This window comes from Pseudodesulfovibrio thermohalotolerans, assembly GCF_021353295.2.
GTDB lineage: Bacteria > Desulfobacterota > Desulfovibrionia > Desulfovibrionales > Desulfovibrionaceae > Pseudodesulfovibrio > Pseudodesulfovibrio thermohalotolerans.
In genome coordinates, this window is record NZ_CP120635.1 from 3,615,659 (window position 1) to 3,633,319 (window position 17,661).

Consider the following 17,661-nt stretch of genomic DNA (forward strand, 5'->3'; position numbering starts at 1 on the left):
TCAGCGCAGGGAGCTGATCATGCGGCGCAGTCTGCGGTGGGCGAACCAGAAGAAGAACGCGCCGATGGCGGCCATGGCCAGGAAGGACGGCCAGATGATCGAGAATCCGGCTCCGCGGAAGAGGATGGCCTGTGCCAGGGAAACATAGTGGGTGGTCGGGGCCAGGGACATGATCCACTGAATGGTTTCGGGCATACTTTCGCGTGGGGTGGCACCGCCCGACAGAATTTCCAGGGGCAGGAGGACCAGTATGGCCAGCAGGCCGAACTGGGGCATGGTTCTGGTCAGGGTGGCCATGTAGATGCCTATGGAGGCTGCTGCGAACAGGTAGAGCAGGGTGCAGCAGGCGAAGAGCAGGGTGGAGCCGTTGATGGTCACGCCGAGCACGCCTTGGACCATGACGTGGAGCGATACGGACGAGACCACCAAAACCACCAGCCCCATGGACCAGACCTTGGAGAGCATGATTTCCAGCGGCGTGACCGGCATGACCAGAAGGTGCTCGATGGTCCCGTGCTCGTTCTCGCGGATGAGCGCCGCGCCGGTCAAAAGGATGCCGAGCAACGTGATGTTGTTGACGATGGAATTGATTGCCGCGAACCAGAACTCGCTGACGTTGGGGTTGAAAAAGACCCGCACGTTCAGTTCCACGGGCGTGGCCGCCGAAGCCCGGTGGCGTTGGACGTAGGCCCGGATTTCGCCGTCCACGATGTTTTGCAGGTAGCTGGTGCCGGTCTGGGCCTGGGACAGTCGGGTGGCGTCCACGTTGAGTTGCAGGTCCGGGCCCCGTCCGGCCATGACGTCCCGTTCGAAATCGGGCGGAATGTCCAGAACGAAGGTGTGTCGGCCGGAGTCCATGTCCTTGTCCATTTCGCGCAGGGTGATAAGCTCGGGCACCGTGAACTGTGGCGGGTGCAGGGCGGTGATGATCCGGCTGGAGAGCTGGGACTGGTCCTCGTCCACCACGGCCACCGTGGCGCGGTTCAGGGATTCCGGCTTGGCCTTGGCGTCGGCGTATACCATGGCCGTGAACATGAAAAGGATCAGGAAAAGCATGGCCTTGTCGTGCAGCAGGCTGCGGAATTCCTTGATCCCCAGTGTGAAGATATTGGACAGGCTGCCGTGGTGTGCGCCCTTCATCCTACACCCCCTGCTTCCTGAGGAACAGCACGCTCAGGATCGTGGTCGTGGGGATGGCTGCCAGCAGCGGCCAGAAGAATCCGGCCAGATCGGCGAAGCCCAGCCCCTTTGAAAAGGCGCCCCCGCTGATGAGCAGATAGTATGTGGTCGGATAAATAGATCCGATGAACCTGCCCGCGCCCTCCAGGCTGGAGACCGGATCGAGGAGTCCGGAGAACTGGATGGCCGGAAGCAGCGTGAAGATGGCCGTTCCGGCCATGGCCGCCACCTGGCTTGAGGTCAGCGTGGAGGTGAGCAGACCCAGCCCGGTTGTGGCGGTGACGTAGATCAGCGCACCCGCCGTCAGGGCGAGCAGACTGCCCGTGAAGGGGACTTTGAACAGGGTCACGGCCAGGATGAACATGAAGGCGAAATTTATCATGGAGAGGGCAATATAGGGCAGTTGTTTGCCCATCAGGAATTCGAACTTGGTCACCGGCGTGGTATAGACGTTGAGGATGGAGCCCATCTCCTTTTCGCGGACCACCCCCAGGGCCGTGAGCATGGACGGTATGAACACCAGAAGCAGGGGGATGACCTTGGGCACCATGGCGATGATGCTTTTCATCTCCGGGTTGTATCTGTAGCGCACCGGCATGTCGTAGAGGGACTGGGCCGCGCCGCCCGAACGGGCGGCCAGCTTGGCCAGGTATTCCAGGTGCACCCCCTGGGCGTATCCGCGGGCGATCTCGGCCCGGCTCGGCATGGCCCCGTCGACCCACGCCGCCGCCTGCGGCGTGTTGCCACGGGCCAGGTCGCGGCCGAAATTCGGCGGAATCTGGAGGGTCACGGACACTTCGCCCGCAATCATGCGCCTGTCCATCTCGGCCGGGCTCGATATCGGAGTTTGGGGCGAGAAATACCGCGAGCCTTCGTATTCGAGGACATAATTCTGGCTGGCCAGGGTCTGGTCCTGGTCCAGGGAAGCGAAGGTCAGGTCCTCCACATCCAGGTTGATGCCGTAGCCCATGACCAGCATGAGCAGCATCGTGCCGAACAGGGCCATGCCCATTCGGATGGGGTCGCGCCTAAGCTCCATGGTTTCGCGGACCGAGAAGCTGAGCAGGCGGGGCAGGCTGAATCGGGGGTGGTGCCTGCCCGGGCTCGTGTTTTCCCGGGTCGCGAAGGAGCCCTCTTCGCCGGATTCCGTCTCCTCGCCCGTGATTTCTTCGAGGTAGTCGATGAAGGCTTCCTCAAGGGTGGCGGCGTCGCGCTTCTTTCGCAGCTCTTCGGGCGAGTCCGTGGCCAGTATCCGGCCCGCGTGCATCAGGGAGACCCGGTCGCAACGCAGGGCTTCGTTCATGAAATGGGTACTGATGAAGATGGTCACGCCGTCCTTGCGGGACAGATCGATGAGCAGTTCCCAGAACTCGTCGCGAGCCACGGGGTCCACGCCCGAGGTGGGCTCGTCCAGGATGAGAACGTCGGGCTTGTGCAGCACGGCCACGGCCAGTTGCAGCCGCTGCCGGATGCCCAGCGGGAGGTCGTTGGGCAAGGCGTTGCTGAATCGGGCGAGGTCGAAACGGTCCTCCAGCTCGCCGATGCGCCGGGCCGCCTCGTCCGGGCGGAGATGAAAAAGCTTGGCGTGCATCTCCAGGTTGCTGCGCACGGATAATTCGCCGTACAGGGAAAACGCCTGGGACAGGTAGCCCACCCGCCGCCGGGTGGCCATATCGCGGGCGTCCAGCTTGTGGCCCAGGAGCAGGGCCTCGCCCTTGGTCGGTTCGAGCAGCCCGGTGAGCATCTTCATGGTGGTGGACTTGCCGCACCCGTTGGAGCCGATGAATCCAAATATCTCGCCCCGTCCGACGGACAGGGTCACATTGTCCACAGCAGTGAAATTGCCGAAGCGCATGGTCAGGCCACGGGCCTCGATGACCGTCTCGCCCCTGTCCAGCGGCGGAATCCGCAACTCGCGGTGGCCGCGTTTGCGCTCCTCGGGCAGCAGGGCCAGGAACGCCTCTTCAAGGGTCTTGGTTTCCGTGCGTTCCCGCAGTTCCGCCGGGCTTCCCTCGGCGAGCTTCCTGCCCTGATCCACGGCCACCAGCCAGTCGAACCGTTCGGCCTCCTCCATGTAAGCTGTGGCTATGAGCACGTTCATTCCCGGCCGTTCGGCCCGGATGCGTTCGATGAGTTCCCAGAACTGCCGCCGCGAGAGTGGGTCAACGCCGGTGGTGGGTTCGTCCAGGATGAGCAGGTCCGGGTCGTGCATCAGGGAACAGCACAGGCTGAGCTTCTGCTTCATGCCGCCGGAAAGCTTCAGGGCGGGCCGGTCCGCGAACGCGCTCATGCCGGTGCTTTGGAGCAGCTTTTTGATGCGGCGGACGCGCTCCGGCTTCGATTGGCCGAAGAGGCGGCCGAAAAAATCGATGTTTTCCCGCACGGACAAGGTCGGGTAGAGGTTCTTGCCGAGCCCCTGGGGCATGTAGGCGATGCGCGGGAACAGGGCTTCCCTGTGGCGGCGGTCGCGGATGTCGCCGCCCAAGACTTCGACCTCGCCCGCCTGTATTTTGCGCGCTCCGGCGATGAGCCCGAGCCAGGTGGACTTGCCCACACCGTCCGGGCCGATGAAGCCGACCAGCTTTCCGGCGGGCAGCTCCAGGCTGACGTTGTCCGCAGCTAGGGTGGAGCCGTAGCGATGGGTCACGGACGAGAGCCGAACCACGGGGGCCGGCCTTGGCTCCGCACCGTTCGGGGCGGGCGTCATCTGGTCGCCTCCGGGAGGTTCACCGCCAGCCTGTCGGGCCACGGCCTGTCATGTTCGATGCGGACGTAGGCCACGCCGGGCAGGCCGGTCTTGACGTACCTGGCGTAGCGGCGGAGCAGGTCAGGGTCGATGCGGGCCTTGATGCGGAACATCAGCTTCTGGCGCTCGTCGCGGGTCTCAACGGCCTTGGGCGTGAACTGGGCTACGCTGGACACATAGGAGATTTTGGCCGGAATGATATACTGCGGCGCGGCGTCGAGGATCACGCGCGCCTCGTCGCCCATAGCCGTGCGTCCGGCTTCGATCTCGGGCAGAAAAAAGGTCATGTATACGTCGGTCAGGTCAACCAGGCTGACGATCCGGCCGCCGGAGGCGACCACCTCGCCGGGCTCGACCACGCGGTACTGGACCCGCCCCGACTTGGGCGCGCGCAGTATGCCGTCTTCCAGGGTCTGTTCCAGACGGGCCACCACGGCCTTGGCCGCGTTGATGTTGGCCTGCGCCTGGGAGACCTGGGCGCGTGTAGCCTCGGCCGCGGCTTCGGCCGCCTTGACCTGGGCCTGGGCGGCGCGTCGGCCCGCCAGGGCGGTTTGCAGGTCGCCCCGGCTGTTGTCCGCGTCCTGCTGCGAGACCACGCCGCTCTTGACCAGGGTCTGGATGCGCCTGTCGCTCTTGCGGGCCACGTCGAGCAGGCTCTTCTGCCTGGCCAGGTCCGCCTTGGCCGTGGCCACCTCGGCCTCGCGCTGGAAGACCTGCGCCCTGGCCGTTTCCAAGGCGCTCTCGGCCTTGGCAAGGTCGGCGCGGGCTTCGGCCACCTGGGCCTTTTCGGTCAGCATGTCCATGCGGGCCACCACGTCGCCCGCCTCCACATAGTCGCCTTCGTCGGCCAGGACTTCGGCCACCTTGCCGCCCCACTTGGCGGCAACGCTGATCTCCGTGGCCTCGATACGGCCGTTGCCTTCGGCAAAGCCTTCCTCGACTCCGTTCAGGTTGAGCCAGTACCAGACGCCGGCGGCGGCCAGGATGGAGAATATGACCAGGCCCGTCAGCAGGGGCCCGTATGCGCGCTTCATGGGATCACCTCGCAGTTGTCGCGTTTCTTGCCCGCCTGTTTCGGGCGGGCTTCCATATTGGTGATGTAGGTTTCGAAAATTCGCCAGTTGGTTTTGGCCTGGCTCTTGATGTTCAGGCGGAACAGTTCGCGCCCGGCCAGCAGGCCGAGGGAGGAAAACAGGCCGAGAAAAGCGATGAAGATCTGTTTGGGCGGTTCGTCGGTCCGTATGCGTCCCGCTTTCTGGCCCTGGCGGAAGACCTCGGTGAGCTCGTCTTCGAGTTCCTTCAGGTGGCGGTTGAGCCGCCTGCCCAGGATCGGTTCCTCTCGCCAGAGCAGGTCCGAATAGAAGAAGACCGGCACGGCCGGGTGCCGCTCGAACAGGCGCACGTGGGAAAAGAAGAGGGTCTTGAGCTGTTCCACCGGGTCTTCGGTCTCCCGAAAGGCCCGTCGGCGGCTCTCCGCGTAGATGCCGACGATGTGGTCCAGTGCGGCTGTCAGGATTTCCGTCTTCCCGGCATAGTGCCGGTACAGGGCCGGAGGCGTGACCCCCACCTCCCTGGCGATGTTCTTGACCGTCAGGGCGGAGACCCCCTCCGAGACCACCAGCTTCAGGGCGGCTTCGGCGATCTGTCCCCTCCGGACTTCGCTTTCGAGACGTTTTCTCATGTTTTAGTTAATGGCTATTCACTAGAAAAAGTCAAGGCGCGCCCGCGTTCTGATTCGGGAGAAGGAAGAGGGTCCGGGCGGCGGTTTATGCGGCCGGGGGAAGGCGTTTCCTCCGACCACTTTTGGCGCCTACAGCACAGGGGAGACGAATTCATTCGGCTTGATGACCAGGACGGAGCTGTCCACGGTGGAGACGATGCGTTCGACGGTGTTGCCCACGACCAGGCCCGGAACGCCGGTGCGGGCCACGCTGCCCATGACCACGACGTCCATCTTCTGCTCGGTCGCGTATGCAGGAATGATCTTGGCCGGGTTGCCGTGGATGATTTTGTCCTTGACCTCGTCGGGGAGCCCGGCCGCTGCGAACAGGTTGTCCAGTTCGCGTTGGGTGTGGATCTGTTCGTGTTCGAGGTATTCGGTCTTTTCCTTTTTGTTGAACCGGGGGCTGGTCAGCACGGATTCCATGTAGCCCGACCAGCAGGTGACGACGTGCAGGTGGCCGCGCAGGATTTCGTTGAGCCGGGCGGCGTGGGTCAGAATCTTTTCGTTCAGCGCGCGGTTCTCGCAGGACACGTCCGAGGTGTTCACTGCGGCCAGGATGCGGACCGCGCCCTTCCATAGGTTGCCGCGATGAATCCAGACCGGGCAGGGACATTTGCGCATGAGGTTCATGGCCAAGTTGTCGGGCGTGCCGCCGGGGGCGATCGAGCCGGTGATGAGCAGATCGAAGCCGCCGTCCCGCACCAGCCTGATGGCCTCCACGAAGTCCGTGCCCCATCGGAGTTCCACGGATGTCCGGTCCAGGGTTTTGGCGTTCTCGGGCAGGATGCTGGTGATTTGGGCCTGATGGTGTTCGTGGAGAATCGTCCACAGGTCCAGATCGAGGGTGGAGAAGTAATCGGATACTGCTTCCGGCGGTTCATCGAAGACGTTGAGGATCGTCAGCCGGGCGTCGGCCCTCAGACAGAATTCCACTGTGGAGGCGATCAGATCGGCGTCCATTTGAGCACCCAGATCCAGCAGTACGTTCTTGAACATGAAGACTCCTTTTGCGCCCGGCCGGTATAGGCGTCGCGTGGGGTCTCGTCCGGAAGAACGCCGGGAATCCGGCCGGGTTCGGCGTGTGGACGATTTGATAGTCGTTCTCATTTTATGCCAGCGCAAACGAAGGATGTCAAACGGTGAAGGTGTCTTGACGGGGGGCTTCCTTTGCTTCAGGGTTCTATATGAGAAAAAAAACCGCCGGTCCCGCGACCGGGCAGACGGAGAGGATTTTTCATGGAAACGCTGCTGAAAAAACATTGGCATCATCTTGAAGGGAGCGAGGCGGCCCGGTTCCTGGACGTGGACCCTGCCGGAGGGCTCGATGAATTCGAAGTGGAGCAGCGGTCCGAGCGGTTCGGGAAAAACCTCATTTCCGGAAAGAAGAGCCGGACCGCGCTACAGCGGTTTCTGCTCCAGTTCCATCAGCCCCTCGTCTACATCCTCGTCGCGGCGGGCGTGGTGACCGCCTTTCTCGGCGAGTGGATCGATTCGGGCGTCATTTTCGGCGTTGTCCTGGTCAACGCGGTGGTCGGACACATCCAGGAATCCAAGGCCGTCAGGGCGCTGGACGCCCTGTCCTCCAGCCTGAGCGCCGAGGCCCTGGTCTTGCGCGCCGGAAAGGCGGTCCGGGTTCCAGCGGCGGAGGTGGTTCCCGGCGACGTGGTGCTTCTGCGCAGCGGAGACAAGGTCCCGGCGGATTTGCGCCTTCTGTCGGACCGGGAACTGCGCGTGGACGAATCCATGCTCACCGGCGAGTCGCTGCCCGTGGACAAGGACTCCGCCCCCCTGTCCAGGGATACGGTCCTGGCCGAGCGCAAGGGCATGGTTTATGCGGGCACCCTGGTCAGCTCGGGGCAGGGTGCGGGAGTGGCCGTGGCCACGGGCAACCACACCGAGATCGGCCGCATCTCCGGGCTTATCGACGCGGCTGACGAGCTGGAGACGCCGCTCACCCGCAAGATCAGCCGGTTCAGCCATGTGCTTTTGGTGTCCATCCTTATACTGGCTGCGGCCTCATTCGTCTTCGGGGTGCTTCGCGACGAGCCCGTGAGCGAGATGTTCATGGCCGCCGTGGCCCTGGCCGTGGGAGCCATTCCCGAGGGTTTGCCCGCCGCCGTGACCATCATCCTGGCGCTGGGGGTCTCGCGCATGGCCGGGCGCAAGGCGATCATCCGCAGGCTTCCCGCCGTGGAGACCCTGGGCGGGACCACGGTAATCTGTTCGGACAAGACCGGCACCCTGACCGAGAACCAGATGACGGTGCAGGAGATTTTCGCCGGGGGCGCGTCCTACGCGGTTTCCGGTCTGGGTTATTCCCCGGAGGGAGAGGTGCAGCCCGTGGCGGACCACGGCCTGCCCGACGAGGCCCTCGTGGGATGCCTTCGCGCCGGGGCGTTGTGCAACGATTCCAGGATTCGCCTCCGGGACGGACGGCATCAGGTGGAGGGCGATCCCACCGAGGGAGCCCTGCTGGTGTCGGCCGGGAAATACGGGCTGGACACCGCGCGCGAACAGCGGGAGTACGGGCGGGTGGATGTGCTGCCCTTTGATTCGAAGTGGCGGTACATGGCCACCTTGCACGATCTGCCCGGCGGTAAGGGGCGCGTGGCCTGTCTCAAGGGCGCGGTGGAAAGGGTTCTGGACTGCTGCAAGTCGGCCATGCTTCCCTCGGGCGACGTTGTGGAGCTGGACGCCGAGGCAGTGATCGAGGCCCAGCACGCCATGGCCGCCAAGGGACTGCGTGTTCTGGCCTTTGCCTATAAGGTCCTGCCCGAAGACGCCTGGCTCGAACGTTCCGAATCGTGCATGGGCATGGTCTTTCTCGGGTTGCAGGGCATGATCGACCCGCCCCGGGAAGAGGCCAAGGCCGCCATTGCCGCCTGTCTGAGCGCCGGGGTGAAGGTCAAGATGATTACCGGCGACCATGCGCGGACCGCCGAGGCCATCGGGATGCGGCTCGGCCTGCGGGGCGGGGACTGCGCGACCGGCCTGGACTGCCCGGTCATGACCGGACGCGAGATAGCGGAGTTGAGCGACGCGGAGTTGACCGAACAGGTCTCCGGCATTCCGGTCTTCGCCAGGGTCTCCCCTGAACAGAAGCTCCGGCTGGTCATGGCCCTTCAGAGGAACGGCGAGGTCTGCGCCATGACCGGCGACGGGGTCAACGACGCCCCGGCCCTGAAGCAGGCGGACATCGGCGTGGCCATGGGCATCACCGGGACCGAGGTGGCCAAGGAGGCCGCCGACATGGTTCTGACCGACGACAATTTCGCCACCATCGCGGCCGCAGTGGAGGAAGGGCGCGGCGTGTTCTCCAACCTGGTCAAGTTCATCGCCTGGACCCTGCCCACCAACGCGGGGGAGGGGCTGGTCATCCTGGCCGCCGTCCTGTTTGGCGCGGCCTTGCCCATCCTGCCGGTGCAGATATTATGGATCAACATGACCACGGCCGGTTGCCTGGGGCTGATGCTCGCCTTCGAGCCCATGGAGCCGGGGATAATGGACCGTCCGCCCAGACGTCCTGAACGGCCCATACTTGACGGGGCCATCCTGCGCCGCATCGGCATCGTCAGCCTGCTACTGCTGGTCTGCGCCTTTGGCCTGTTCAAGTGGGAGCTTGCGTTCGGTGCGTCCATGGAGGCGGCGCGCACCGTGGCGGTGAACGTTTTCGTCATGGTCGAGGCCTTCTACCTCCTCAACGCCCGGTCCTTCACGCGATCGCCCTTTGCCCTGGGCCTGACCACCAACAAATGGGTCCTTGGCGGCTTCGGGATCATGGTGGCCTTGCAGCTCTTCTACACCTACGCCCCGGTCATGCACGGGCTTTTTTCCAGCGCGCCTCTTGGGCCCTGGCAGTGGGGCAGGGTTGTCGGCTGCGGCGTGGCCGCCTACCTCGTCGTGGAGCTGGACAAGAAGCTTTCGCCCTCGGACCTCTGACATCCCGTCCGGCCGAGTCCGTCAATATTTATAACGCAAATATAATATCTCCGTAGTTTCGCTTCCGTTAGTGTCCCGATAACGGAAGGATCTCCGTTTTTGGCACGGGGGTCTTCTCGGTATGATTGGCGCAGGAACCGTCTGTATTTTCGTGACGTTCGGGAGGTCTCATGTTCAAGAATATGAATCTTGGCCTGAAGCTCGGATTGGGCTTTGGATGTCTGATACTCATAGCGGCCGTGCTCGGCGGCATTGCCATCTACAACATGATGGTCGTAAGTGAGGAGTCGCGGCAACTTGCCGAGGAATTCGTCCCGGAGGTGGACATCGCAAACGACCTGGAGCGTGAGGTGCTGCTCGCCATGTACGCGGTCCGGGGCTACTCGCTGAGCGAATCCGAAGCCTTCTGGGCCGAGGGGCGCAAGCATCTGGGGCAGACCGAAGAGGAGTTGCGCAGGGCCAAGGCGCACGCCGACAAGTATCCCAGGCTGGTCAAACTCAAGAAGGATGTGGAGACCGCGAGCGAGGGTGTCGCCGTCTACGACGGGCTTGTGAACGAGACCCGTCGGTTCATCGTGGACATGACCGAGAATCGGACGGCCATGGACGGCGCGGCGGCAGTGTTCATGAAGAACTGCACGGATTTTCTGGATTCGCAGCATGTCGCCCTTCGCCGGGAGCTTGATGCCGGCGCGCTTGCCACCACCATTGCGGAGCGGGTGCGCAAGATCGACATGGTCAACGACATCATTCATTTGTGCAACAACGTCCGTATCAAGAATTTCAAGTCCCAGGCCACCAGGAACCCCGAGATCATGCGGGATGCGATGGATGATTTCACGCACATGCGGGAGAAATACGACGCGATTCAGGCCGTCACCCGGCAGCCCGACAACCTCAGGCAATTGGAGAACATCCGCGCCTCGGGCGACGCCTACGCCGAGGCAATGAAACGGTTCATGACCAATTTCGAGGCGTTGGGCGATTTGAATGCCCAGCGCAACGACGCAGGGCAGGCCGTTCTCGCGGCGGCCCAGAATACCGCCACCGCCGGCGTTGACGCCACCCAGAACATGGCCAACGTGGCCGTGGCCTCGCTGGGGACCGCCTCCACTGTCATGGCGGTTGGGCTGGCCCTGGCTTTTCTCATCGGCATTGTCCTGGCTTGGGTGCTTACGCGCATGATTACCCGGCCGGTCCTGCAGGGCGTGGATTTCGCCAAGCGCATGAGCGAGGGCGATTTCACCAGTACCCTGAACATCGACCGCCACGACGAGATCGGCGTTCTGGCCCAGGCCCTGAACAACATGGTCTCCCGGCTCCAGTCCGTGGTGGCCGACGTGGACGCCGCCACCCACAACGTGGCCGGCGGCAGCGCCGAGCTGTCGGCTTCTTCCCAGTCCCTGTCCCAGGGAGCCACGGAGCAGGCCGCGTCCATCGAGGAGGTCTCCTCGTCCATGGAGCAGATGGCCTCCAATATCAGCCAAAACGCCGAGAACGCCCGCGAAACCGAGGCTCTGGCCACCAAGGCGGCCACGGACGCCCGGGTCAGCGGCGAGGCAGTTGGCCAGACCGTGGACGCCATGAAGGAAATCGCCGAGAAAATCTCTATCATCGAGGAGATCGCCCGTCAGACCAACCTTCTGGCCCTGAACGCCGCGATCGAGGCGGCCCGGGCCGGTGAACACGGCAAGGGCTTTGCCGTGGTCGCCGCCGAGGTGCGGAAGCTGGCCGAACGTTCGGGCTCCGCCGCGTCCGAGATCAGCGAGCTTTCCTCCACCAGCGTGGAGGTGGCGGAAAAGGCGGGCAAGATGCTCGGCCATTTGGTGCCGGATATCGAGCGGACCGCCTCCCTGGTTCAGGAGATCACCGCGGCCAGCAACGAGCAGAACGCAGGCGCGACCCAGATCAACCAGGCCATCAGCCAGCTCGACACGGTCATCCAGCAAAACGCGTCGGCCTCAGAGGAGATGGCCTCCACCAGCGAGGAACTGTCCAGCCAGAGCCAGCAGCTTCAGGACACCATGTCGTTCTTCAACGTGGGCAACTCGGGCGGGGACAGGCGCAAGCGCGTTCAGGTGCGGGCTGCGCCCGCTGCCGCGTTGCCCGAAGCGGGCAACCCCGAGTCCGCCGGAACCGAGAGCGGGATGAACCTGGACATGGGCGATGAGGGAGACGCCGACTTCGAGCGGTTCTAGGAGGTTCTTGCCAAACGACAACGAACGGGCCGTCCCTCTCGCACGAGAGGGACGGCCCTTATCTTTTGTGCGGTCTATTCAGTCGGTTAGCAGCGTGTCGTTTTTTTTGGGATGGCAAGTCCGGGAAACCGGCGGATCCTGTCTGATCGCCGCCTTTGCGTCCGATTAGCAAACCACGGGAAGACTCGACGGCAGAGATTGGTAGAACTTATCGAAAAGAATGGATAAAAGTTATACTGCAATTTTGTAACAAATAGTAAATGACTGATTTTATGTGTCTTAATGAAAGCCCTTGCATGTTGATCTTGATGGGTGCAACATCCGTTTCCTGCCGATCACCTTATTTTACGGATTTTGTAAAAATGACCCAACCAAATGTGACCCTCTTCATCCAGTGTCTGGTGGATTCCCTGTTGCCCGAGACCGGGGACGCCATGGTCAGCGTATTGGAACGGCTCGGCGTGCGTATGCACTATCCCCCGGACCAGACCTGCTGCGGCCAGCCCGCCTTCAATTCCGGATATCGCAACGAGGCGGCTAAAACCGCCCGCCGGTTCCTCGACATTTTTGAAAACAGTGAAGCCATCGTATGCCCCTCCGGCTCCTGCGTACACATGGTCCGCCATCACTATCTGGAGCTGTTTCGGGATGACCCCGTTCTGTTGGACCGGGCTTGCCGGGTCGGGGCCAAGACCTTCGAGTTCACCGAGTATCTGGTGGACGTCCTCGGCGTGACCGATCCCGGAACCCAGCTCGGGTCCCGCTACGATGGGACCGTGACCTACCATGACTCCTGCCACCTCTCGCGGGGGCTGGGCATTCGCAGGCAGCCCCGCCTGCTCCTGGAAAACGTCCCCGGCCTGACCCTCGTGGAGATGGACGATTCCGACCGCTGTTGCGGCTTCGGTGGAACGTTTTCAGTGAAATACCCAGAAATTTCCACAGCCCTGGCGGACGACAAGGTTCAGACCATTCTCGCCACCGGCGCCGGTGCGGTTGTCGGTTGCGACGTGAGCTGTCTCATGAACATCAAAGGCCGCCTGTCGCGCCTGGGTTCGCATGTCCGTGCCCTGCACATCGCCGAGATCCTGGCCGGGGAGGGAAAATAGCCATGCAGCAAAACAGCGACAAGACCTATTCCGAGCTGTCCCGGGACGCCATCGGCGACGAGGATCTGCACGCGGCCATCCGCATGGTTCAGAACGGTATGGGCAAAGGCGCGCAGGCGATGTGGCGGGACGAAATAACCCCGGAACACCGCCGCCTGGCCAAGGAGGCGCGGCTGCGCACCCTGAACAATCTCGACGCGGTTCTGGCGACCCTGGCCGAAAAGATCCGGGCGCGCGGCGGGCATGTCTATTTCGCGGCCACGGCCGAGGACGCCCGCAACTACTGCCTGGAAGTGGCCCGCAAGAACAACGTCCGGCTTGCGGTCAAAGGCAAGTCCATGACTTCGGCCGAAATAGGCATGGACCCCCTGCTGGAGGAGAACGGCGTGGAGGTGGTGGAAACCGACCTCGGCGAGTACATCATCCAGTTGGCGGGTGAAGCGCCCTCGCACATCATCGCCCCCTGCATCCACATGAACCGGAAGCGGATCGGCAAGCTGTTCCAGGAAAAGCTTGGGATTCCCTACTCCGAGGACCCGCCGACCCTGACCCGGGCCGCACGCAAGGCGTTGCGCGAAAAGCTGCTGGGCGCGGACATGGGCATCAGTGGCTGCAACATCGCCTGTGCCGAGACCGGGCACGTCTGCCTGGTCTCCAACGAGGGCAACATCCGCATGTGCACAACCATGCCGAAGGTCCATGTGGCCCTCATGGGCATGGAGCGGGTCACGGCCACCCTGGCCGAGCACGACATGCTGTTGCGCCTGCTGACCAGGGGCGCGTCGGCCCAGAAGGTCTCCACCTACGTCTCCTTCATGGGCGGCCCCCGCCAGCCCGGCGAGACCGACGGCCCCGAGGAGTTCCATCTGGTCATCATCGACAACGGGCGCATGAAGATGCTCGCCGATCCCCGGTTCCGCGAGGTGCTTTCCTGCATCCGCTGCGGCGGCTGCCTGAACATCTGCCCGGTTTACGGGCGCATCGGCGGCCATGCCTACAACGGAACCTATTGTGGCCCCATCGGCGCGGTCCTCATGCCTCTTCTCGAAGGCGTCAACAAGCACGCCGACCTCTGCCGGGGCGAGTCTTTGTGCGGGGCGTGCAAGGATATTTGCCCGGTGCACAACGACCTGCCGCGGATGCTCTCCGAGTTGCGGTACATGCTCGCTTACGGCGACGAGAAATGGGGCGTCGAGCCCGTGGACGGGGCCGAGGCGTGCGCCTTCAAGGCGTGGGGCGCGGCCATGTCGAGCCGCACCGCCTATGACCTGCTGGTCAAGGCCGGACGCATCGTGCAGGTCCCGTTCGTGAAAAACGGCGTGCTCGGGAAGGGCGTCGGTCCGCTGGCGAAATGGACCGCCTCCCGCGACTTCCCGCCCATCGCCAAAAAGACCTTTGCCGAGCGGTGGAAGACCGACCACGCGAAGCGTCTCAATGGAGCCGACAATGAATAACGAACAGCAATTTCTCGATCGTATCCGCAAGGTCCTGGGCCGGGATCAAGCCCCGGACGAGGCTACGCTTTTCTCCAGCCGTCCCGAGGGAGAGCTGGAGGAGCTTCTCAAGCGCGCCGACCGCGACCGGGCCGGACGGCTGGAGCTTCTCGAAGAGCTCCGGCAGAGCGCCGTTCCCCTGAATCTCAACGTGCACACGGCCGAGAACCTTGAGGAGGCCGGGCGCCGTATCGCGAATCTGGCCCTTGTCTCGGAAACCGAGTGGGGCGGGGACAAGCACATCCTCATGCACGACGATCCCGTGCTGCATGGGCTCAAGCTCCCCGAGCTGCTGGCAGGGGACCCCGTGGCCGTGGATGTGGCCGCCTTCGAACCGGGCGAGGACGAGCTTGCGGGCAAGCAACGGCTGCGCGGCATTGCCGAGCGCGCCTACATCGGCCTTACGGGCGCGGACTGGTGCGCCGCCGATTGCGCCGCCATAGCCCTGTTGACCGGGCCGGGGCACGGCAGGGCCGTTTCCCTGGTGCCGTCCATCCTCATTTCGGTCGTGACCCTCGACCGGATGGTCGCGGATTTGTCCGAGGGATACGCCCAGCTCGAAGCACGCGGGGAGTTGCCCGCTTCCGTCTCCTTCATCTCCGGTCCTTCCAAGACCGCCGATATAGAGGGACAGCTCGTTCACGGCGCGCATGGGCCGCGGGAGATGCATCTGTTCGTGATTACGGGATAGAGCGGGCGGGAAAGGCGTTGTCCGCCCAATGAACTACGCTTGGGGTTCGCCTTTCGGCAGGGCGACCCTCACAGTGGTGCCGGTTTCATTGGAGGTGTCCATGGAAATGGTGCCTCCATGCGCTTCGGCGGCTAGCTTTGCGCTGTAGGTGCCGAGCCCGGTGCCATTGTGCTTTCCGTAGGTGGAGTACTTGTCGAAGAAGTTGCGCCGCACTTCGTCGGGAACGGGCAGGCGGTTGCGGATTTCCAGCACGCACGGGTTGCCGCTCGTGACGTCCACCCGCACCGGCTGTCCGCCCGAGGCTTCCACCGCGTTCTTGAGCAGGTTGGCGGTCATGCCGTACAGCAGGGTGCTGTCACCCTGTATGTCGAGGCGCATGTCGTCCCGCACCGTCTGTCCGTCCAGGGAGGCGTTCACCCGGCAGTCCATCTCGCGGTGCAGGGTGGTGTCCCGGACGGCGCGCATGATGATGGCCAGCCAGTCCACGGGCTGCGGCTCGTGCCGGTAGGTGCCGGATTCGAGTTTGTACAAGGTCAGGGATTGGTTGATGAGGTCCATCATCTGCATTCCCGCCTCTTCCACCACCTGGAGCATTTCCCGTTGCCGGTCGGTGATGTTCTCGTCGACCTGCATGAGACGGGGCAGTCCTATGATGCCCATGAGCGGCGACTTGAGATCGTGGCGGACGATGCGCTCAACATCCTCCTTCAGCTTTTCCGCCGCCTTGCGCGCGGTGATATCGATGCCGATGCAGAGCACGCCGGTCGCCTGGCCCATCTCGTCGACGATGACGGAAGTGCCCAGGGAGAGGGTGGCTCTGGTCTCGTTGCGGCGAAGGACTTCCGCTTCGGTGAAGGCGTGGCCGGATTTTCTCTCCAGCAGTTCCCGGAAGTGGGCGCGCAGGTTCAGTCCCTGCTCGTCGGTTTCGGGCAGGAGCGGTCCGATCGCTTCGCGGCCGATCAGTTCTTCTTCTTCGAATCCGTAAAATTCCAGTCCGTAGCGGTTGATGAAGAAGACCTTGCCCCTGGTATCCACTTCCAGGACGATGAAGTGGGATTGCTCCACCAGGTCGCGATACAGCCTGCGGCTTTCCCGCAGCCGCTGCTCGGCCTCCACGCGTTGGTCTATGATTCGGTTGCTGGCCCTGGCTCCGAGAAACTTGCCCTCTTCGTTGGTAACCGGAACGCACCTGTGGGACAGCCAGTGCTGGGTGCCGTCGGGCCGGAGGATGCGGAAATCCAGGGTGTCCGTCTCCTGCGGTTTGTGTTCCTTGTACAGATGGGCCTTGACCAGGGGGCGGTCTTCAGGATGCACGATCCTGACCATGAGGTCCGGTTCCTTCATGAACGCCGATCGGGGATATCCGGTTATCCGCTCGCATGACGGGGACATGTACAGGAAGTCGCCATCCGGCCCGCGCCAGTATTCCCAGTCGTAGGTGAAGTCCGCCACGGTCCGAAAGCGTTCCTCGCTCCGGGCGAGTTTCTCGTTGGCCGACTTGAGCTGTCGGAAGATGGGCCGGATTTGCAGGACGCCCAGCAAGATGATGATGGAGACAAGCAGGCCGATGAGTTCGAAGGCCGGGTCCAGCACGGCCTTGCCCTGCCAGTACATATACAGGGTGTGGAGTCGTCGATGCACCATGCCGACCAGGCCCGCAGCGATCAGTATCCATGATAGGCGGCGGCCCGTTTCCGGGATGAGGAACAAGGCCAGCACGGCGGCCGTGAGCTGTATCCCGATGGAAGCGATGATTATCAGGTCCATGCATCCCCCTGTCTGTCGCAACGGAACCCGTTTTTTGAGCATACTCCCGAATCGGCCGATTGTGCAAATGGTCTCCGGGGGATAATTGCGCGACAGGCCGAGAAAAAAGCAGGCCCCCGCAAAATTGGCGGGGGCCGTTTACTAGAGGACATGCCCGGCCCGAGGGGCCAGGCGGGTCAGCATTGGGCGCAGGACCCTGGTGCGCGGGGGAATCAGTCCGGGGTCGAACTTTTGACGTCGATCTTGCGTGACGAGCTTTTCGCCGCGCCGGTCCTGGGCATGGTGACGCAGAGAACGCCCTTCTCCAGCTTGGCGGCGATCTTGTCGCGGTCGACGTCCTCGGGCAGGTTGAGCACTCTGCGGAAGGCGCCCGAGGCGCGCTCCACGCGGTAGTACCCCTTGTCCTCGACCTTTTCTTCGCTGTGCTTCTCGGCGGATAGGATCAGGACGTCGCCCTCGATCTCCACGGACAGGTCCTTTTCGTCGACGCCCGGAAGATCGGCCTGGATGACGTATTCCTTGTCCGTGCCGTAGACGTCCACTTTAGGCCTGATGGCGACGTCCCCCATACGGGACGGCATCGCGCCGGAGCGGAAAGCGGGGTTGGAGAGTCCGAAACCGGAAAACATGGACTCGACCATGCGGTCGAATTCTGCGTGGAACTGGTCAAGCGGTGTGGCGGGTACGCTTTCCCCCGGTTCGTTGCGACGGACCGGAAGAGTCTGCTCGTGTTCCCTCTTGAACCAATTCCAGGGGTTCAGCTTGGTGATAGCCATAGCGTCCTCCTTGGAAGAAGTTGAAGATTACCTTTTGACA

At 63.3% G+C, this 17,661-nt stretch carries 12 protein-coding genes; 5 read left to right on the forward strand and 7 right to left on the reverse strand.

From position 1 onward, the window contains the following. From LF599_RS16980 to LF599_RS17000, 5 genes are all read right to left on the reverse strand, one after another. A complete protein-coding gene (locus LF599_RS16980) occupies positions 1 to 1,140 on the reverse strand; it encodes an ABC transporter permease (RefSeq protein ID WP_279521636.1) in 1,140 nt (379 codons plus the stop codon). Position 1,141: 1 nt separating this feature from the next. Further along, positions 1,142 to 3,886, reverse strand: coding sequence for a ribosome-associated ATPase/putative transporter RbbA (gene rbbA / locus LF599_RS16985; RefSeq protein WP_279521637.1), 2,745 nt, complete (start codon positions 3,884 to 3,886; stop codon positions 1,142 to 1,144). Then, positions 3,883 to 4,959, reverse strand: coding sequence for an HlyD family secretion protein (locus LF599_RS16990; RefSeq protein ID WP_279521638.1), 1,077 nt, complete (start codon positions 4,957 to 4,959; stop codon positions 3,883 to 3,885). The genes rbbA and LF599_RS16990 overlap by 4 nt, the downstream gene beginning before the upstream one ends. Further along, a complete protein-coding gene (locus LF599_RS16995; protein WP_279521639.1) occupies positions 4,956 to 5,606 on the reverse strand; it encodes a TetR/AcrR family transcriptional regulator in 651 nt (216 codons plus the stop codon). Before LF599_RS16995 ends, LF599_RS16990 begins: the two co-directional genes overlap by 4 nt. Positions 5,607 to 5,735: 129 nt before the next feature. Continuing rightward, a complete protein-coding gene (locus tag LF599_RS17000; protein ID WP_279521640.1) occupies positions 5,736 to 6,644 on the reverse strand; it encodes a universal stress protein in 909 nt (302 codons plus the stop codon). A 240-nt stretch (positions 6,645 to 6,884) separates the two neighbouring features. Here LF599_RS17000 and LF599_RS17005 point away from each other — a divergent pair, with 240 nt between their 5' ends. From LF599_RS17005 to LF599_RS17025, 5 genes are all read left to right on the forward strand, one after another. Further along, positions 6,885 to 9,587, forward strand: coding sequence for a cation-transporting P-type ATPase (locus LF599_RS17005; RefSeq protein ID WP_279521641.1), 2,703 nt, complete (start codon positions 6,885 to 6,887; stop codon positions 9,585 to 9,587). 170 nt (positions 9,588 to 9,757) lie between these two features. Further along, the gene (locus LF599_RS17010; RefSeq protein WP_279521642.1) at positions 9,758 to 11,785 is read left to right on the forward strand and encodes a methyl-accepting chemotaxis protein; all 2,028 of its coding nucleotides are present in this window, start codon (positions 9,758 to 9,760) and stop codon (positions 11,783 to 11,785) included. Positions 11,786 to 12,147: 362 nt separating this feature from the next. Continuing rightward, a complete protein-coding gene (locus LF599_RS17015; RefSeq protein ID WP_279521643.1) occupies positions 12,148 to 12,894 on the forward strand; it encodes a (Fe-S)-binding protein in 747 nt (248 codons plus the stop codon). A gap of 2 nt (positions 12,895 to 12,896) precedes the next feature. Next, on the forward strand, positions 12,897 to 14,348 hold the full coding sequence (locus tag LF599_RS17020) for a LutB/LldF family L-lactate oxidation iron-sulfur protein (protein ID WP_279521644.1): 1,452 nt from the start codon (positions 12,897 to 12,899) through the stop codon (positions 14,346 to 14,348). Further along, positions 14,341 to 15,078 (forward strand): LutC/YkgG family protein, encoded by a 738-nt coding sequence (locus tag LF599_RS17025; protein ID WP_279521645.1) that lies wholly within the window; start codon positions 14,341 to 14,343, stop codon positions 15,076 to 15,078. The genes LF599_RS17020 and LF599_RS17025 overlap by 8 nt, the downstream gene beginning before the upstream one ends. A 33-nt stretch (positions 15,079 to 15,111) precedes the next feature. Here LF599_RS17025 and LF599_RS17030 read toward each other — a convergent pair whose 3' ends face one another. Both LF599_RS17030 and LF599_RS17035 read right to left on the reverse strand, forming a co-directional pair. Then, complete coding sequence (locus LF599_RS17030; RefSeq protein WP_279521646.1) at positions 15,112 to 16,845, reverse strand: PAS domain-containing sensor histidine kinase; 1,734 nt, start codon at positions 16,843 to 16,845, stop codon at positions 15,112 to 15,114. A gap of 212 nt (positions 16,846 to 17,057) precedes the next feature. Then, a complete protein-coding gene (locus LF599_RS17035; protein ID WP_279521647.1) occupies positions 17,058 to 17,621 on the reverse strand; it encodes an Hsp20/alpha crystallin family protein in 564 nt (187 codons plus the stop codon). Positions 17,622 to 17,661 lie beyond the last annotated feature (40 nt).

Bases quoted from the DNA above. Each gene is read 5' to 3' on its own strand.
- LF599_RS16980 (WP_279521636.1), bottom strand. From the start codon at position 1,140: ATGAAGGGCGCACACCACGGCAGCCTGTCCAATATCTTCACACTGGGG.
- rbbA (WP_279521637.1), bottom strand. From the start codon at position 3,886: ATGACGCCCGCCCCGAACGGTGCGGAGCCAAGGCCGGCCCCCGTGGTT.
- LF599_RS16990 (WP_279521638.1), bottom strand. From the start codon at position 4,959: ATGAAGCGCGCATACGGGCCCCTGCTGACGGGCCTGGTCATATTCTCC.
- LF599_RS16995 (WP_279521639.1), bottom strand. From the start codon at position 5,606: ATGAGAAAACGTCTCGAAAGCGAAGTCCGGAGGGGACAGATCGCCGAA.
- LF599_RS17000 (WP_279521640.1), bottom strand. From the start codon at position 6,644: ATGTTCAAGAACGTACTGCTGGATCTGGGTGCTCAAATGGACGCCGAT.
- LF599_RS17005 (WP_279521641.1), top strand. From the start codon at position 6,885: ATGGAAACGCTGCTGAAAAAACATTGGCATCATCTTGAAGGGAGCGAG.
- LF599_RS17010 (WP_279521642.1), top strand. From the start codon at position 9,758: ATGTTCAAGAATATGAATCTTGGCCTGAAGCTCGGATTGGGCTTTGGA.
- LF599_RS17015 (WP_279521643.1), top strand. From the start codon at position 12,148: ATGACCCAACCAAATGTGACCCTCTTCATCCAGTGTCTGGTGGATTCC.
- LF599_RS17020 (WP_279521644.1), top strand. From the start codon at position 12,897: ATGCAGCAAAACAGCGACAAGACCTATTCCGAGCTGTCCCGGGACGCC.
- LF599_RS17025 (WP_279521645.1), top strand. From the start codon at position 14,341: ATGAATAACGAACAGCAATTTCTCGATCGTATCCGCAAGGTCCTGGGC.
- LF599_RS17030 (WP_279521646.1), bottom strand. From the start codon at position 16,845: ATGGACCTGATAATCATCGCTTCCATCGGGATACAGCTCACGGCCGCC.
- LF599_RS17035 (WP_279521647.1), bottom strand. From the start codon at position 17,621: ATGGCTATCACCAAGCTGAACCCCTGGAATTGGTTCAAGAGGGAACAC.